The organism is Cupriavidus sp. C1SS-2L (assembly GCF_057073735.1).
On sequence record NZ_CP172709.1, the window covers coordinates 2,433,814 to 2,450,645 of the forward strand.

18 protein-coding genes are annotated in these 16,832 nt (G+C 64.6%); 11 read left to right on the forward strand and 7 right to left on the reverse strand.

Translation table 11 applies throughout. The annotated features are described in order from the left end of the window. Positions 1-8: 8 nt before the first annotated feature. The 3 genes from ACIGJG_RS28935 to ACIGJG_RS28945 all read left to right on the forward strand — a co-directional run bounded on the left by ACIGJG_RS28935 (position 9) and on the right by ACIGJG_RS28945 (position 2,498). Entirely contained in the window at positions 9-269 is a 261-nt protein-coding gene (locus tag ACIGJG_RS28935) for a hypothetical protein (protein WP_011300228.1), read from the forward strand. A gap of 47 nt (positions 270-316) precedes the next feature. Then, entirely contained in the window at positions 317-577 is a 261-nt protein-coding gene (locus ACIGJG_RS28940) for a hypothetical protein (RefSeq protein WP_220630361.1), read from the forward strand. An 874-nt stretch (positions 578-1,451) separates the two neighbouring features. Then, the gene (locus tag ACIGJG_RS28945; protein ID WP_220630362.1) at positions 1,452-2,498 is read left to right on the forward strand and encodes a hypothetical protein; all 1,047 of its coding nucleotides are present in this window, start codon (positions 1,452-1,454) and stop codon (positions 2,496-2,498) included. Here ACIGJG_RS28945 and ACIGJG_RS28950 read toward each other — a convergent pair whose 3' ends face one another. Both ACIGJG_RS28950 and ACIGJG_RS28955 read right to left on the reverse strand, forming a co-directional pair. Next, the gene (locus ACIGJG_RS28950; RefSeq protein ID WP_140953538.1) at positions 2,499-2,957 is read right to left on the reverse strand and encodes a hypothetical protein; all 459 of its coding nucleotides are present in this window, start codon (positions 2,955-2,957) and stop codon (positions 2,499-2,501) included. It lies immediately after the preceding gene. Positions 2,958-2,969: 12 nt separating this feature from the next. After that, on the reverse strand, positions 2,970-3,311 hold the full coding sequence (locus ACIGJG_RS28955) for a helix-turn-helix domain-containing protein (protein ID WP_211951933.1): 342 nt from the start codon (positions 3,309-3,311) through the stop codon (positions 2,970-2,972). A gap of 430 nt (positions 3,312-3,741) precedes the next feature. Here ACIGJG_RS28955 and ACIGJG_RS28960 point away from each other — a divergent pair, with 430 nt between their 5' ends. The 8 genes from ACIGJG_RS28960 to ACIGJG_RS28995 all read left to right on the forward strand — a co-directional run bounded on the left by ACIGJG_RS28960 (position 3,742) and on the right by ACIGJG_RS28995 (position 10,245). Next, positions 3,742-4,002 (forward strand): hypothetical protein, encoded by a 261-nt coding sequence (locus ACIGJG_RS28960; RefSeq protein WP_483673559.1) that lies wholly within the window; start codon positions 3,742-3,744, stop codon positions 4,000-4,002. A gap of 47 nt (positions 4,003-4,049) precedes the next feature. Further along, a complete protein-coding gene (locus tag ACIGJG_RS28965; RefSeq protein ID WP_483673560.1) occupies positions 4,050-4,310 on the forward strand; it encodes a hypothetical protein in 261 nt (86 codons plus the stop codon). A 226-nt stretch (positions 4,311-4,536) separates the two neighbouring features. Further along, positions 4,537-5,988, forward strand: a complete 1,452-nt coding sequence (locus ACIGJG_RS28970; protein WP_220630364.1) for a cytochrome ubiquinol oxidase subunit I — start codon at positions 4,537-4,539, stop codon at positions 5,986-5,988. Between the two features lie 13 nt (positions 5,989-6,001). Further along, positions 6,002-7,009 (forward strand): cytochrome d ubiquinol oxidase subunit II, encoded by a 1,008-nt coding sequence (gene cydB, locus ACIGJG_RS28975; protein WP_140950854.1) that lies wholly within the window; start codon positions 6,002-6,004, stop codon positions 7,007-7,009. After that, complete coding sequence (locus ACIGJG_RS28980) at positions 7,009-7,146, forward strand: DUF2474 domain-containing protein (protein WP_011300221.1); 138 nt, start codon at positions 7,009-7,011, stop codon at positions 7,144-7,146. Before cydB ends, ACIGJG_RS28980 begins: the two co-directional genes overlap by 1 nt. 9 nt (positions 7,147-7,155) lie before the next feature. After that, positions 7,156-9,237 carry an FUSC family protein gene (locus ACIGJG_RS28985; RefSeq protein ID WP_220630365.1) on the forward strand — a complete coding sequence of 694 codons (2,082 nt, stop codon included), beginning with the start codon at positions 7,156-7,158 and terminating at the stop codon, positions 9,235-9,237. Continuing rightward, positions 9,224-9,436, forward strand: coding sequence for a DUF1656 domain-containing protein (locus tag ACIGJG_RS28990; protein ID WP_041680173.1), 213 nt, complete (start codon positions 9,224-9,226; stop codon positions 9,434-9,436). Before ACIGJG_RS28985 ends, ACIGJG_RS28990 begins: the two co-directional genes overlap by 14 nt. After that, positions 9,433-10,245, forward strand: coding sequence for an HlyD family secretion protein (locus ACIGJG_RS28995; RefSeq protein WP_483673562.1), 813 nt, complete (start codon positions 9,433-9,435; stop codon positions 10,243-10,245). The genes ACIGJG_RS28990 and ACIGJG_RS28995 overlap by 4 nt, the downstream gene beginning before the upstream one ends. Positions 10,246-10,300: 55 nt before the next feature. Here ACIGJG_RS28995 and ACIGJG_RS29000 read toward each other — a convergent pair whose 3' ends face one another. The 5 genes from ACIGJG_RS29000 to ACIGJG_RS29020 all read right to left on the reverse strand — a co-directional run bounded on the left by ACIGJG_RS29000 (position 10,301) and on the right by ACIGJG_RS29020 (position 16,558). After that, positions 10,301-10,588 carry a helix-turn-helix domain-containing protein gene (locus tag ACIGJG_RS29000; protein ID WP_011300217.1) on the reverse strand — a complete coding sequence of 96 codons (288 nt, stop codon included), beginning with the start codon at positions 10,586-10,588 and terminating at the stop codon, positions 10,301-10,303. Between the two features lie 5 nt (positions 10,589-10,593). After that, positions 10,594-12,033, reverse strand: coding sequence for an aminotransferase-like domain-containing protein (locus tag ACIGJG_RS29005; protein ID WP_483673563.1), 1,440 nt, complete (start codon positions 12,031-12,033; stop codon positions 10,594-10,596). Between the two features lie 78 nt (positions 12,034-12,111). Next, positions 12,112-13,332: a molybdopterin molybdotransferase MoeA gene (locus ACIGJG_RS29010; protein WP_483673564.1), complete on the reverse strand. Its 1,221-nt coding sequence runs from the start codon at positions 13,330-13,332 to the stop codon at positions 12,112-12,114. Beyond that, positions 13,326-14,198: a formate dehydrogenase accessory sulfurtransferase FdhD gene (gene fdhD, locus ACIGJG_RS29015; RefSeq protein ID WP_011300214.1), complete on the reverse strand. Its 873-nt coding sequence runs from the start codon at positions 14,196-14,198 to the stop codon at positions 13,326-13,328. Before fdhD ends, ACIGJG_RS29010 begins: the two co-directional genes overlap by 7 nt. A gap of 35 nt (positions 14,199-14,233) precedes the next feature. Continuing rightward, positions 14,234-16,558 (reverse strand): FdhF/YdeP family oxidoreductase, encoded by a 2,325-nt coding sequence (locus ACIGJG_RS29020; protein WP_483673565.1) that lies wholly within the window; start codon positions 16,556-16,558, stop codon positions 14,234-14,236. Positions 16,559-16,832 lie beyond the last annotated feature (274 nt).

Below are 16,832 nucleotides of genomic sequence, written 5' to 3' on the forward strand. Positions count from 1 at the left end.
AGACCATCATGTCCTTGACCATCCAGAACCTCCCGCTCGAACAAGACCTCGACAGCGCCAAGATGGGCGCCGTGCGCGGCGGCAGCATCTTCGTGAACTCCGGCACCAACGCCATCGTGGGCGGCAGCGGCGTGTCCTTCGCCAGCCCCAACACGATCTTCGCTCCGGTTACGCAGGTCGATGCTTCGACGCGCACCAACGTCGACATCAAGTCCGTGCAGAACACGATCAACAACTTGGGCGGCATGGTTGCAGCCCTGCAGCACTAATCCAGCCCCTAGCCCTTCAGCTCACTCAGCCTACCCAGGAGATCATCATGTCCCTCACCATCCAGAACCTCGCCCTCGAACAAGACCTCGACCATGCCAAGATGGGCGCCGTGCGCGGCGGCAGCGTCTTCGTGAATTCCGGCACCAACGCTATCGTGGGCGGCAGCGGCGTGTCGTTCGCGAGCCCCAACACCATCTTCGCTCCGGTTACGCAAGCCGATGCGTCGACCCGCACCAACGTCGACTTGAAGACCATGACGAACACCATCAACAACGTCGGTGGCATTGTTCAGGCGCTGCAGCACTAAGTCCTTCCGAGGCGGCGGAACCCGTCGCGGTTCCGCCTTGCCGCAAAACATCACGGCAATTGGCGACGTGTCTCGGCGCTACTGATGTCTTCCAAGTGCCGGAATGCCGGCGCGATCTTCTTGCAGTCCAGTGCACAGACGCCGCACTGCTCGAAGAACACCCTCCACTCCCGGACGACAGTCCAAATGCACGCGATCAGCTCTGCTGCGCGTGCCGCGCTGATCGAGAACCGCAGGCAGCCGGCCAGTGCGAATCCCAGGCGATTGGCAGCACCGCTCCGCTGGCGGATCAGCGAAAAATCGCGCGATAACCTACGGCACGCGTCTGTCGCCACGACCTCGACCTACTTGTAGACCGATGAAGTCAAACGGGCACGGCAGATAAGCGAAGCCCTCGTAGTGCGGTAGCAAGAAGCCTTGAAATGCAAATCTTTGTGAAGATTCGCGATTTTAGGAGTCGTCCGATAGAAATCGGCAGATCGCCGGGGTAGCCTGCAATGCTACCCCGCGTCTGTCGTTGGTTGGAGCGCTGCGCGCGGCCGCAAGACTATCGCTGGAGCGCCGCCTAGGGGCGGCCGACTGCCGTTGCAGGCCTGCTCGAAGACACCCGCGCGCAGTTGGAAACAATATTCGATGTCAGATGCAAAGCTTGCCTTCTGGGGTCATTACGGCGTGGCGGCGATCGTTCTGGGCCTGATTGCCGTTTCGCTGCTGGGCAGATTGCGCGGAAAGCACAGCTAACGTGCCAGGGTAGGCTACCGTGACCATTCCGATAAAGGCCTTGTTATCCGTGAATTTACGATTCCTTACGCTCCTCCTCTCAGTCCACTTAGTCCCCGCTGCCATTGCCGCGGCCCCATCAGGACCGATCGTAGTGAAAGCGATCACGTACAAAGGCTCGCTGCCCTACGCCGAATCCGGTGATGCCAGGCGTGACGCCCGCATCAACAATCGCATCTTCCTCGACATGGTCGAGCAGCCGGCCCCCGCCAGGTATTCCGACAGAATCAAGGAGTCGAAGGAACAGGACGGACTTCAAGGCAGCTCAGACTTCAGCTTCTCGGTGTTGCGCAACGATGATCGAGTGCTGGCACTCGAAGTCGACGCCGAGGGCTGTGGTGCCTATTGCGAGAATTACTCGAGGCAGTACAACTTCGACGCGACCACCGGGCGATCGATTGCCGCTTCGGACATATTCACGCCGGCGGGCGGCGCAGCGCTCCTGAAGCGCAACCTCACGAAACGCATGGTCGAGTACAGAAGAGCCATCGCCGGCTTGAACAAGGACGCCACTGCTTATCGCAAGAAGCACCGCATCACGACACCTTGGCCGCAGCCTCGGCCCGATACCAAGCAGGACGAGGAAGAACTGCGCATCGCGTCGACCATCGCCATGTACGAAGACTGCCTGGAATCGATGCCCGATTCTGGCAAGTACTACAGACTGACGGAAATCCCTCTGAGAATTGACGGTGAGTCCATCACCTTTCTATATGGGCGCTGCAGCAACCACGCTATGCGCGCGCTGGACGACGTGGGCGACCAGAAGGTTGCCTACAAGAACGCTGACCTCGCGCCGTATTTCACTGCTTACGGCAAGTACTTGATGATGAACGGCCCACAGGCTGCGCCGCGTGTCGATCCGTATCGACAGATTCTGAAAGGCCGCGTGGGGCAAGCGGCAATCACGCTGCACTTGTCCGAGCGCTACAGCGACGACTCACTGTCCGGTATCTACTTTTACGACAAGTACCGCAAGCCTATCGCGCTGAGCGGCAGGGTGACTGGCGACGTCATCGAACTCACCGAATCCGAAAGCAGCGATACGCTCAAACCGCTCATTCGGGCCACGATCCAGGGCGACAAGCTTGAAGGTCTATGGATCGGCGACAAGACTCTCAACTTCCGGGCTGCGCCTTGATCAACACGACTGTATGGCCCTGAGACCTCCGGGGCGACGCCCTAGATTGGTCACCATTCCGATAAGAGTACGTATCTCTATCTGGTCATCGATATGGCGGGCTCGTGTCCACCGCCCGCCAGCTAACCGTGCAATATTTTCCGAGCTCTCAAGGGACGCCACCCTGAGCTTGGCCTCCACCGCCCGGCGCCCCCACGAATCGGGCGCCGCATCGCGTATGCCACCGAAGCCCGTCAGCGCGTTCACAGGCAGCAACCGGCGGCCCTTCACCGGCTCGCCGTGGATGCCGAGACTCACGGGATCCACTTCGATCGCATCCGGGCGATCCAGATATCGAAGCCCATAGGCAAAGCTGGAAGCCAGCAGTGCAGATCCCTCCTCCGTCATGGTCAGCTGGCCACACGGTGCCCAGGCCTCCCCAAAGTGGGCAAAGGTCATTAGTTGCTGGTCTTTTGCCATCAGCGTAAGTCGTCAGAAATCGAGGCTCTGAAGCTCCGAGGCGGACAAATCCCGGACGCGTCTGGTGGCTTCGCGCGACTGCAGCGCCTTCAGCGCCGGATCGGTCTCCGCCAGAAGGCTCGCGAAGGTTGCGCCTGGAGAGATCGCGTCGAGGTAGCGAAGCAGCTGGCCGAAGGCGAGGCCGGGATCTCCCTTCTCGATCCGATAGGCCGTGTTGCGAGAAAGTCCCGCGCGTACAGCCGCGTCGGCTTGCTTGATGTGACGAGCCTGACGTAGCCGAGCCAGCAACCGTCCGACGTGGACCGCTTGCTGAGCCAGCTCTGGGGTGAGGACGGAGGACTGGGAGACTTTCATGTGTGAGAAATCACTCGCAATGCTGTTATTACGCGATTTAACGAACAATACCCGGCAATGTACACCACATCCAGCAAACTTCCAATGATCTTAAAATAGTGCATACATGCGTTAATGCTCGATTTTAAATCCCTTAACGAGCATTGGACGCACGTAGTCGGGTTGCGTGAGCCTCACAAGCTCGGCGGTTCGTGCATGTCTGCCGAGCGCCAACCATTTCCTCGGGATTGTGTCTGCCGCCATCCAACATGCCCTAGCTCGGATATGTCGACGGGCGGCGGCATACATCGAATTTCTTCTTTATTTTCAAATATTTGATGCAACTTCCGGTCTCCGACACAAGGACTGGCACACCTCATGCATATATACCTGCAAGCGCAACACCCGACGCCTGAACCAAAGCCAGACCAGCACATCCAAGGAGTCCATCATGTCCCTGACCATCCAGAACCTGCCCGTCGAACAAGACCTCAACCACGCCAGGATGGGCGCCGTCCGCGGGGGCAGCCTGTTCATGAACAACGCGATCAACGCGATCCTGGGTGGTGCCGGCGTGTCCTTCGCCAGCCCCAACATCATCGTGGCCCCGGTCACCCAGGTCGACGCCTCGAGCCGCGTAAACATCGACCTCTCGAGCATCAGCAACCTGCTCAACAACGTCGGCGGCATCGTGCACGGCCTGCAGCACTGATTTCCCAACAAGTCCATCTCGCTACTCAGCCTACCCAGGAGACCATCATGTCCTTGACCATCCAGAACCTCCCGCTCGAACAAGACCTCGACAACGCCAAGATGGGCGCCGTACGCGGTGGCAGCATCTTCGTGAACTCCGGCACCAACGCCATCGTCGGCGGCAGCGGCGTGTCGTTCGCGAGCCCCAACACGATTTTCGCCCCGGTTACGCAGGTCGATGCTTCGACCCGCACCGACGTCGACATCAAGACCGTGAGCAATATGCTGAACAACGTCGGCGGCATCGTTCAGGCGCTGCAGCACTGAGTCGCGAGGGGGGGCCGGCGATCACTTCGTTGACGCTCCCGCCCTCACCCCCAGCCCCTCTCCCGCCACGGGAGAGGGGAGCAAACCGCGCGAACTCCATCACAACTGAGCTTGCGCACATCCTCAACAACTGTACCCCTCCCCCACAAGCTGTATTCCCTACCCTTCTCCGTAATGTCGCGCGCCCCGCCATCACACCGGCGGCAACCCCACGGAGAGCACATCGATGCATGGACTTACAGCGCTGGAACTCGCCCGGATCCAGTTCGGATTCACGGTTTCATTTCACATCCTATTTCCCGCGATCACCATTGGCCTGGCTTGTTTCCTCGGTTTCCTGGAAGCGCGCTGGCTGCTGACCAAAGACACGGTCTACCGCACGCTGTACCAGTTCTGGGTCAAGATCTTCGCCCTGAATTTCGGCATGGGCGTGGTGTCCGGGCTGGTCATGGCCTATGAGTTCGGCACCAACTGGTCGTTCTTCTCGCAATTCGCTGGCGGCATTACCGGCCCGCTGCTGACCTACGAAGTGCTGACCGCCTTCTTCCTCGAAGCCGGCTTTCTTGGCGTGATGCTGTTCGGCTGGAACCGCGTCGGCCCGGGGCTGCACTTCTTCTCGACGGTGATGGTCGCGCTCGGCACCATGATCTCGTCGACATGGATCCTGGCGTCCAACAGCTGGATGCACACGCCCGCGGGCTACGCCATCGTGGCTGGCAAGGTCGTGCCGACCGACTGGCTCGCCGTGATCTTCAACCCGTCGTTCCCGTACCGCCTTGCGCATATGGTGATTGCCGCGTTGCTGTCCACGGCATTGTTCGTGGCGGCAGCGTCAGCGTGGCAACTGCTGCACGGTCGCGCGGTGCCCGCCGCGAAGAAGATGCTGTCGCTTGCGCTGTGGATGGTGCTTGTCACCGCGCCGTTGCAGGCCGTGGTCGGCGATGCGCACGGTCTCAATACGCTCGAATACCAGCCCGCCAAGATCGCCGCGCTGGAAGGCCACTGGAACACCGCCGCGAAGGACGACAAGAATGGCTTCCCGTTGATCGTCTTCGGCATTCCCGACATGGAACGTGAGGAAACGCGCTACGCGATCGAGATTCCGCGCCTGGGCAGCGTGATCCTCACGCACACGCTGGATGGGCAGATCCGCGGCCTGAAGGACTTTCCCAAGGCCGACCGACCCAATGCGACCGTGTTGTTCTTCACCTTCCGCACCATGGTCGGCCTGGGCGTGCTGATGATCCTGTACGGCCTGCTCGGCTGGCTACTGCGCCGCAACGGCGCCGTGTACCGGTCCCGCGCGTTCCTGCGCTTTGCCGTGGTCATGGGTCCTGCAGGACTGATCGCCCTGCTCGCAGGCTGGATGACCACCGAGATCGGGCGCCAGCCGTGGGTGGTCTACGGCCTGATGCGCACCCACGACGCGGTGTCCGCGCACGCCGCAGGCCCGGTTGCACTGTCGCTAGCGCTGTTCGTCATCGTCTATTTCATCGTCTTCGGCGTGGGCATCCGCTACATGCTCAGGCTGGCGAGCGCCGGCCCCGTTGCCGACAACCACGTGCACGCCCACCCGCAACCCTATGGCCCCGGCACTGTCGGCGCCATTCCGGCCGCCGTCAGCGCAGCGGCTTCCGCTCGCACCGCCATGGCTCCCCACGGCCACCGCAATTCCTGAACAGGTGAAAAACATGGGTATCGACCTCCCCGCCATCTGGGCCTGCCTGATCTTCTTCGGCGTGATGATGTACGTCATCATGGATGGATTCGACCTGGGCATCGGCATCCTCTTCTCCTTTGTCGGCGACCGCCATGACCGCGACGTGATGATGAACACCGTCGCCCCGGTCTGGGACGGCAACGAGACCTGGCTCGTGCTTGGCGGCGCGGCGCTGCTCGGCGCTTTCCCGCTCGCCTATTCGGTGCTGCTCAGCGCGTTCTACCTGCCGCTCATGCTGATGTTGCTGGGGCTGATCTTCCGCGGCGTGGCATTCGAATTCCGCTTCAAGGCCAGCAATCGCAGCCGCCCGTACTGGGACGCCGCCTTCACGTGGGGCTCGGTCGTCGCTGCATTCTTCCAGGGTGTGACGCTGGGCGCCTATATTGATGGCATTGCCATGCAGGGCACGACCTACACCGGCGGCGCGCTCGACTGGCTGGCACCGTTCCCGCTCTTCACCGGCGTGGGCGTGGTCATCACCTACGCATTCCTCGGTGTTACGTGGCTCATCATGAAGACGGAGGGCCGGCTGCAATGGACCATGCTGCGCGTGACAAACGTGCTGACCGGCGTGATGGTGGCGATGATCGCCGCGGTCAGCATCTGGACGCCGCTCACGCACCCTGCCATCGCCGGGCGCTGGTTCGCGCTGCCCAACCTGTTCTTCTTCCTGCCGGTGCCGCTGCTGGTGATCGGTGCGGCCATGGGCATCCAGCGTTCGCTGCACAGGCACCCGAATGCCGCGCCGTTCCTGTACGCGCTGCTGATGGTGTTCATGGGCTATACGGGGCTGGCGATCAGCGTCTGGCCAAACATCATCCCGCCGTCGATCTCGATCTGGGCCGCGTCGTCGCCGCCGCAGAGCCAGGGCTTTGCGCTGGTTGGCACGCTGTTCATCGTGCCGATCATCCTGGCGTACACGTCGTGGTCCTACTACGTGTTCCGTGGCAAGGTCCGCCGCGGCGAGGGGTACCACTGATGGCAACGATCTCGAAGCCGACGCTGGCAAGCCGTCTCGGCTGGCTGCTGGCGCTGTGGGCGGCAAGTGTCGGCACGTTGTTCGCCTTTGCCTGCCTGATGCGGCTGCTGATGCGCGCGGCCGGCCTTTCGACCTGAGAGGCAGGCATGGCATCCATCGGCACCTCCTCCGGCGACAGGCGGCCTGCCAGCCGCGCCGCCGGCGCGCTGGCCTCGGCCTGGGCCGCGCGGCCGGATCTTGCGCCGTGGGTCCATTCGCTCAAGGTGTTCGGCGCGGCCATGCTCGCGTTGTACGCGGCATTGGCGCTGAGCCTGCCGCGCCCCTACTGGGCGTTCGCTACGGTGTACCTGGTTTCCAGCCCGCTGGCCGGTGCCACCTACGCGAAGGGCACCTACCGCGTCGCCGGCACCTTGCTCGGCGCGCTGTGCGCCGTGGCACTGGTGCCGCTGCTGATCGGCGAGCCCGTGCTGCTCATGGCCGCGATCGCATGCTGGACCGGCACCCTGCTCTACCTGTCCCTGCTGGAGCCGGCACCGCGCAACTACATCTGCCTGCTGGCCGCCTATACGCTGCCGATCGTGGCACTGCCGACGGTGACCGCTCCGGGCAGCGTGTTTGCCGTGGCGCTGACCCGCATCGAGGAAATCGTGATCGGCATCGTCTGCGCCAGCGTGGTCAGTGCTGTGGTGTTTCCTGTGCGGACCCGGCCGGCGCTGGCCTCGCGCGCGGCAGGCTGGCTTGCGCATGCATCGCGCTGGATCCAGGACATGCTCGGCACGGGCGCCAGCCCGGCACGGCGTCACGACAGCTTCAGCGTGCTGGCCGCCGATATCGTCGCCATGGAAGCGCAGCTTGCCCAGCTGGCCTATGAGACCGACAGCGGCCCGGCGCTTCGGCGCGCACGCGCGCTGCACCAGCGCATGGCCGCACTGTTGCCGCGCGTCATTGCGCTGGCAGATGCTGTCGCCGCCCTGCGCCGCTCCCCGGAAGGGCTGCCCGACACGGTGGCGCAGCGCCTGCGCGCCACCGTGACATGGATTGCCGGTGAAGCCGACGCCAGCCGACCGCTGAACGCTTGCCCAACAGCGGGTTCGATGCCGGCTGCCAATGCGGACTGGCACAAACGGCTGGTCGCGGCCACCAGCGAATACCTCGACGAGCTGTCCGACCTGTGGCAGGACTGCCGCGTGCTGCAAACCAGCCTGCGGCAAGGCGCCGGGGAGCCCGCGGTGCTTCGCTATCGCGTCGAGCCGGCCGGACAGGCCCGGCACCACGACCACGCCCAACTGCTGTTCCGCGCCGCCACCGCCGGCATGGCGACACTTGTCGCTGGCCTGCTGTGGATGGCGTCGGGCTGGGTGGACGGCGCGGGGCCGGTCGGGCTGGCGGCGCTGGCAAGCTGCTTTATCGCAATCGCCGAGCAACCGCGGCTGATGGCCGGGCGCGTGGTGGTGTGGAGCATCGCCTGTGCGCTGCTGGCCTGGTACTACCAGTTCGTGGTGCTGGTGATGGCCCATGACTTCAGCGCGCTCGGGCTGTTGCTGTTCTGGCCTTATCTCTTGATCGGCGCGCTCACGACGCAGTCGCGCTATGCCCTGTTCGGCGTGCTGCTGGCAGTCACGGCGGCATCGTTCGCCGGCACGCCGCAACTGACCGCTGCACGCTTTGCCGACATCTTCAACAGCAGCCTCGCGAGCCTGGCGGCACTGTGCTTCTCCGCGCTGTGGGCGGCACTGATGCAACCCTTCGGCAGGCAGCTCGTGGCATACCGGCTCGCCCGGGCCAACTGGAGCGAGATTGCGCTGGTGGCGCATCCGCGTGCGCCGGTCAACAGTGCGCGTCTGAGAGGCCGCATGCTCGACCGGCTGCTGCGCCAGTGGCCGGCCGTGGCCGGCCGGCATCGCATGGGTGGTGGCGTCGGGACATTCCTCGTGGAATCCGCGGCGCTAGGTCTGCGGCGCGCCTGCGCCGATCTGCCCGCGCCACGCCGTCGCGCGGTCGAACGCGCACTGGCGGGCGTGGCACGCCATTACCGCGATTGCTCGCGCGCCGGCCACGAACTTGCGCCGCCGCCGGCGCTGGCCGTCACGATCGACGCGGCCTGGACCACGCTCGCCGCGCCGTCAGGCAATTACCCGCGCGCCGCACTGGCGGCACTCGTCAGCCTGCGCCTCGCACTGTATCCACCCCAACCCCTGACCGATGGAGGTGCGCATGCACGCCACTGACTTCAACGTGTACGGCGTATTCGTCCCCGCCACGCTGGCCTGGATGCTGGCCGCGTTCGCCGTCACGGCCGGCGTGCGCACCGTGCTCGACCGCCTCGGCTTCTACCGCTTCGTGTGGCACCGGTCGCTGTTTAACTTTTCCCTCTACATCCTCGTACTGGGCGCGCTGGTCGCGCTCGTCTGGGAGGTCCCATCATGAATCGAAAGCTTTCCCTTTTTGTCCCCGTCGTTGTCACGCTGATCGCCGTGGGTGCGGCGGTACTGACGGCATGGCATCTGTGGCAGTACTACACCGGCGCACCGTGGACGCGAGACGGCCGGGTCCGTGCGGAGGTGGTACAGGTTGCGCCCGACGTATCGGGGCTCGTCGCACAAGTCCTTGTTGCCGACAATGCGCAAGTGAAGCGCGGCCAGTTGCTGTTCGTGGTGGACGAAGCGCGCTTTCGCGTGGCCCTGAAACAGGCGCAGGGCGCGGCCAACGCCGCACGTGCAGCGCTGGTGCGCGCCGGCAAGGCGGACATGGCCACCGCACAGGCGCGCCTCGACCAGGCAGACGCGGCAGTGGACGCGGCCAGCCTCGACCTGGCGCGCTGCCGCGTGGCCAGCCCGGTCGACGGCCACGTCGCGGACCATCTGCCCCGCACCGGCGACTTCGTGAATCGTGGCCGGCCCGCGCTCTCGGTGGTCGCCAGCGGGTCGCAGTACGTCGAAGGCTATTTCGAAGAAACCAAACTGCCCGCAATCCGCGTCGGCGCCGCGGCCGACGTACGGATCATGGGCCAGAGCACGGCGCTGCGCGGGCATGTCGTCAGCATCGCCCCGGGCATCGACGACCAGGACCGCAGCAGCGGGCCGAACCTGTTGCCGACCGTCAACCCGACGTTCAATTGGGTACGCCTTGCCCAACGTATCCCGGTCCGCGTTGCGCTCGACGAGGTGCCGCCCGGCATGCATCTGGTCGCCGGCCAGACGGCCACGATCCGGGTAAGAAGCGCGTCGCATGACTGAAAGCAAGCGGCAATGCCGTGTGCAGCCGTTGCCCTTGCAGAAGACTGAACGGGATTCAGAAAGGATCGGGAAACAGCTGCGCGGCAAGCGCCGCGCCTTCCTGTGTCAGGCTGGCGTGCCCGCGGCCATCCGCTTCGACGCTGACATCGGCCAGGCCGGCCGCCTGTAATTGCGTGAGCACCCGGCGCAGTACGCTCATTGGCAACTGTGCGCGCTTGGCGATCTTGGGCAGCGACCACGGCGTGGCGCCGTTCTCGATGCCGGCCTCCCGCAGGACGAGCAGGACTTCCACAATGGCGGGATCGATGCCGTCGCCGTTCTGTTCGTTGCCGGGATCAGACATCGCGTTTACTCTCCTCGCCCGCTCGACCGCTTGGCAAGCAGGTGCGTGGCAACCTTGCCCAACGTCTGGACGGCCGATTCGATACCTGGCGACCATTCAGCGCTGTAGTTCAGCCGGATGCAGTTGTCGTAGGTCGCGCCAGGTGCAAACATATGCCCCGGCGCAACGGTAATACGGTGTTCCAGCGCCGCGTGGTACATCTCCATGGCATCGATACCTTCGGGAAGCTGCACCCACAGGACATAGCCGCCGGCCGGACGCGATGTGGTCGTGCCCTCCGGGAAAAACCTGCGCACCGTAGCCGCCATGATGCTGGCCTGCTGCGCATAGGCCTTGCGCACGCGCCGCAGGTGGAAGTCGTAGCCGTCGTTCTTCAGGAACTCGGCGATCGCCAGTTGCGGGATGGCTGGCGTGGTCAGCGTGTTCAGGAACTTGAGCCGCTCGACGGCGCCGCGGTAGCGGCCCGGCAGCGCCCAGCCGATGCGGTAGGCGTTGGTCAGCGTCTTGGAAAACGACGAGCAGTGCAGCACGATGCCGGCGGTGTCGAACGCCTTGAGCGAACTCGGATGGGCCTCGCCATAGTACAGCTCGCCATAGACGTCATTCTCGATGACAGGGATGTCCTTGCTCGTGAGCATTTCCACCAGCGCGCGCTTCTTCTCGTCGGGCATCTGGAAGCCGAGCGGATTCTGGAAATTGGGCATGACCATGCAGGCGGCGACGCTTTTCTCGTCGATCAGCCGTGCCAGCGCGTCAATGTCGATGCCCTCGACCGGATCGGTCGCGACTTCGATCGCGCGCATGCCCAGCCGCTCGATCGCGTGCAGCATCGCGTAGAAAGTCGGGGACTCCACCGCGATCGTATCGCCGGGCTTTGCCACGGCCTGCAGGCAGAGGTTGATGGCCTCGGTCGCGCCGATCGTGACGATCAGCTCGTTCGGGTTTACCGCGTAGCCGTTCTCCAGGTAGCGGCGGGAAATCTGACGGATCAGCTCAGGTCTGCCCGGCGGCAGATCGTCCAGCATGGTCCACTTGGCATAGCGCCGCGCGATATTGTTCGCGTACTGGTTGATGCGTTGCCACGGGAACAGCGCGGCATCGGGATAGGGTGAGCCCAGCGGGACGGCGTCGTCCGAGCGGATCGAGCGCAGTGTGGACAGCACCAGTGCGCTGACGTCGACCGCGGAAGGCTTGGCGCTGGGCCGCGACGGCCGCAACTCGACCGCGGTCTCTCCGGAACGCGGACGCACGAAATAGCCGGATTGCGGCCGGCTTTCGATGATGCCGCGGCTTTCCAGCAGCACATAGGCCCGGATCACCGTAGTGATGCTCATGCGGTGGTGCTGGCTGGCCTGGCGCACGGACGGAATCCGCTCGCCTGGCAGCAGCACCCCCTGCTTCACCAGCGCTTCGATGTCGGCAGCCAGTTTTTCATAGAGTTTCACGCCGCGCTCCCCTCGGTGGCCGATCCGGTTGCGCCTTCCCGGGCACCTGGGCGCCGGGTCTCCGTCCGCAGGCATTCCTTAGCCAAGCCAACGATGGAGATCATAGTACGGCAACGACACATGGTGGAGCTGGCCGGCGTTCTTCGGACCTACCCGGACAAAGCCGCTGGCCTGCCCGAGCGCCGACACGGCGGCTGCGCCCTGCTGCGCGGCGACGTGGACCAGGCCTTCCTGGCTGCCAGGGTCGCCGGAGTAGCCAACCTCTCCCACCCGCCAGAACGCATCGCACGGCGGCACGCGTGCGCCGGCCAGTGCCGCGCGGACCCGGCTCACCGGCGGGAACAGCCGGGTCCGGCCTTGCAGCCGGCGCAGCAACGGCGTCACCAGCAGCGCAAAGGTGGTATAGGCCGCCGCCGGATTGCCCGGCAGGCAGACCACGGGCTTGCCGCGCAGGCGTCCGATCGTCACCGGCTTGCCGGGCCGCATGTTGACGCCGCGGCAAAGCAGCTCGCCGCCAGCCGAGGCCAGCGCCGCGGCCACCAGATCACGCTGGCCGACCGACGCACCCCCGGTCACGAGGACAAGGTCGGCATGGCCGGCCAGCTCGCGCAATGCATGGTGCAGCACGCGCTCGTCGTCACGCACATGGCGGTGGCAGCGCACGACGGCTCCCATGGACTGCACGAGCGACTCGAGCATCGGCCCGTTGACGTCATGCACCTGGTATACGTCGTGCGGTTCATCGTTGGCCGCCACCTCGTCGCCAGACGTCAGGATGGCAATTTCGACCAGCCGGCAGACCGGCACATGGACAAGCCCCTGCGAGGCCAGCGCGGCAATATGGCCGGCTTCGATCAGCGTTCCGGCTGGCAGCAGCATCTCGCCACGGCGGACATCCTCGCCCTGGCGGCGGATATGCTGGCCAACGAGCGGCGTTCGGTTACAGGTTACGCCGCGAAAATTTTCCTCGGCATCTTCCTGCGCGACCACGGCATCGGCCCCGGCAGGGATCACCGCGCCCGTGTAAATGCGGATGGCAGGGGCGGGACGCAGCGCCTGCGGCCGGGTGCCGGCGTACACCACCTGCTGCACAGGCAGGCATGCGCCACCCTGCCAGTCCTCGCAACGCACCGCATAGCCATCCATCGCACTGCGGTCGGCCGACGGCGTGTCGGTCACGGCGACTAGGTCGCTGGCCAGCACGCGGCCGGTTGCCAGCCCCAGCCATAAGGTTTCGGTCTCGCGCACCGGCTCTGCGGCATTGGCGAAGATTGCCTGTGCCTCGTCGAAGCTCAGCATGCTGCCGCTCCTTCGAGAACACCTTCGGCCTGAGGACCGCAGCTGTCATCGAATGCTGCGCCGGTATATTCGACATAGCCGTCCTTCCGGCAAAAGCTAAGCAGGCGCAGGCCGGCCTGCGCCGCAATCCGGATGGCCAGCGACGTCGGCGCGGAAATGGTCGCCAGCATCTGGATGTTCATGCGCGCGGCCTTGCGCACCAGTTCATAGCTCGCGCGGCTCGACAGGAAGACGAAGCCGTCGTTCATGTTCACGCGCTGCATCGCCAGATGGCCGATCAGCTTGTCCAGGCCGTTATGCCGGCCGACATCCTCGAAGACGTGCAGGATTTCCCCGTGCGCATTGCACCATGCCGCCGCGTGGACGCCGCCGGTTTCACACATCAGCCGCTGGTGCGAAGGCAGCGCGGCTGCCACGCGGCCGATCATTTCCGGCGTCGGCTGCAACCGCGTTGCCGGCATCCGCATTGGCGTGGGCTCGAGGTCGAGCAGTTCGAGGCTTTCGATGCCGCAGACACCACAGCCCGTGCGGCCGGCCAGCGCGCGCTTGCGCGCCTTCATCGCGGCGAAGGCCTGTTCGCTGATCTGGAGGTGCACTTCGGCGCTGTGCGCGTGGACCCGCACATCGATGTCATGGATCTGCGCGTTGTGGCTGACGATGCCTTCGGTCAGCGAGAAGCCCACGGCAAACGCTTCGAGATCCAGCGGCGTGGCCATCATCACCGCATGCGAGATGCCGTTGTACACCAGGGCCACGGGAAGCTCCTCCGCCACGTTGTCCATGGCGGGCTTCACCGCGCCGCCCTTGTGGCGGACGATGCTGCGTGCGGCATAGCCGTGGTGTTCAACGAGTTCAGTGCATTCCATGATGGTCTCGCAAGGATAGGAGCGATACTTCTACGTCAGGCAGCGGCAGCCTGGAGACGCGACGGCGTCAGCAGCACGGGCACTGACTTCGACGTCGGCGTGCCGCAGCCATCGCCGATGCTTTCGAGCGGCACCAGCGGATTGGTCTCGGGGTAGTACGCACCGACGCAACCTTCGGGAATGTCGTACTGGACCAGTTCGAAGTCCTGTACCCGGCGTTGCACGCCGTCGTCCCAGACGCTCGTGATATCGACACGCTGCCCGGCCGAGAGTCCCAGCCGCGCCAGGTCGGCCGCGCTGATGAACACCACGCGGCGCAGCCCGAACACCCCGCGGTAGCGGTCGTCGAGGCCATAGATTGTCGTGTTGTACTGGTCGTGCGAGCGCGTGGTCATCAGCACCAGCAGCTTGTCGCCGTACTGCTCGCGCGCGCGGTGGATCGGGGTGTCCTTGTCGATCGCATGGACGAGGAACTGCGCCTTGCCCGACGGCGTGTGCCACTCGCGGTTGCACGCGGCAGGCGTCAGGTGGAAGCCGCCTGGCACGGCAACGCGTTCGTTGTAGTTTTCAAAGCCGTCGATCACCATCTCGATCGCATCGCGGATGCGCGCATAGTCCTGCACGTACCAGAGCCAGTCGATCTTCTCCGAGCCCAGCGTCGCCGCGGCCATGCGCGCAACGATGGCGGTCTCGGACAGCAGGTGCTGCGACGCCGGCTTGTTCATGCCGAACGAGATATGCACCATGCAGACCGAATCCTCGACGGTCACGCCCTGTGCCACGCCGTCCTGTTCATCAATCTCCGTGCGGCCCAGCGTCGGCAGGATCAGCGATTCCTTGCCGTGTATCAGGTGGCTACGGTTGAGCTTGGTGGCAATGTTCACAGTCAATGCACACTGGCGCAGGCCTTCGTGCGTACGCGGCGTATCGGGAGTAGCCGTCGAGAAGTTGCCGCCCAGGCCGATGAAGACTTTCACCTTGCCCTCCAGCATCGCCTCGATGGTTTCCACCACGTCATAGCCATGGTCGCGCGGCGGCTCGAAGCCGAAGGCAGTCTTGAGGCGGTCCAGGAACGCATCGTCCGGCTTTTCCTCGATGCCGACGGTGCGATCGCCCTGCACATTCGAATGACCGCGCACCGGCAGCAGGCCGGCCCCGGCCCGCCCGATGTTGCCGCGCATCATCATCAGGTTCGACAGGATCTGCACGGTCGGCACCGAATGCTTGTGTTGCGTCAGGCCCATGCCCCAGCACGCAATCACGCGCTGGCCGCGCGCATAGACGCGGGCCAGCGCATCGATGTCCGGCAGCGGGACGCCTGATTCCGCGACAATATCGGCCCAGCTCTCCACGCGCATGTCCTCGACGAAGGCACCGAAGCCGATCGTGTGCTCGCGCACGAAGTCGACGTCGATCAGTCGCGCCTGGCCGTGCCGGATCGCTTCGTCGTCGAGTTCGACCAGCCGCTTGGCCATGCCCTTGATCAGCGCGAAATCCCCGCCGAGCTTCGGCTGCACGAACATCGACGCGATCTTCGTGCTGGAGCCGGTGAGCATTTCGACTGGATGCTGCGGGCTGGTAAAGCGCTCCAGGCCGCGTTCGCGCAGCGGATTGATCGACACAATGGTCGCGCCGCGCCGTGCGCACTCGCGCAGCTCGCCGAGCATGCGGGGGTGGTTGGTGGCAGCGTTGTGGCCGAACAGCAGGATGGTGTCGGCATGCTCGAAGTCGTCGAGCACCACCGTTGCCTTGCCTACGCCAATGGTCTTGGGCAGGCCACGGCTTGTGGCCTCGTGGCACATGTTCGAGCAGTCCGGGAAATTGTTGGTGCCGTAGGCGCGCACGAACAACTGGTACAGGAACGCTGCCTCGTTGCTGGCACGGCCCGATGTATAGAACGCTGCCTGGTTCGGGTCCGGCAATGCGCGCAGGTGGCGACCGATCAGTGCAAACGCTTCGTCCCACGCAATGGCGCGGTACTTGTCGGTCTGCGCGTCGTACACCATCGGGTGCGTGAGGCGGCCGTGCTGCTCCAGCTCGTAATCGGTCTGTTCGAGCAGCGACGTGACCGTATGCTGCGCGAAAAACTCGGGCGTGACACGCATGCTGGTCGCTTCGGCGGCCACTGCCTTGACACCGTTCTCGCAGAACTCGAAGGTCGATGCGTGCTGTCGATCGGGCCATGCGCAGCCGGGGCAGTCGAAGCCATCGGCCTGGTTCTGCTTGAACAGCATCTTGTACTTGCCACCGGCAACCTGCTCCTTGACGAGGTTGATGGCAACGTACTTCAGCGCACCCCAGCCGGCGGCGGGATGGGTGTAGGGGGCGATGTGGCCTTTCTCGGGCTTCGGCGAACTCATGGCGTGTGTCCTGTCTGGCTGGGGGCGGTGCCTGGCCTGTCAATCGGTTCGGCCAGATCCTGTAGCGTCAGAGTAGGTTCGGGGCGCGTCCTGCGGTGCGTACAGACAGGAGCACAGTTCAAGAGCACAGTTGAGAAGTGCCTTGCCAGCGCCGCCCACGGCCGGAGAAAGGCATCAGCAGACACTTGGGGGACCGGCGGGACGGCTCGGGAAAAGAAAAAGCCCGTGCGGGGACGGGCATAAGGGCTTGAGGACCTGAGTCGGGTCTCTCAGG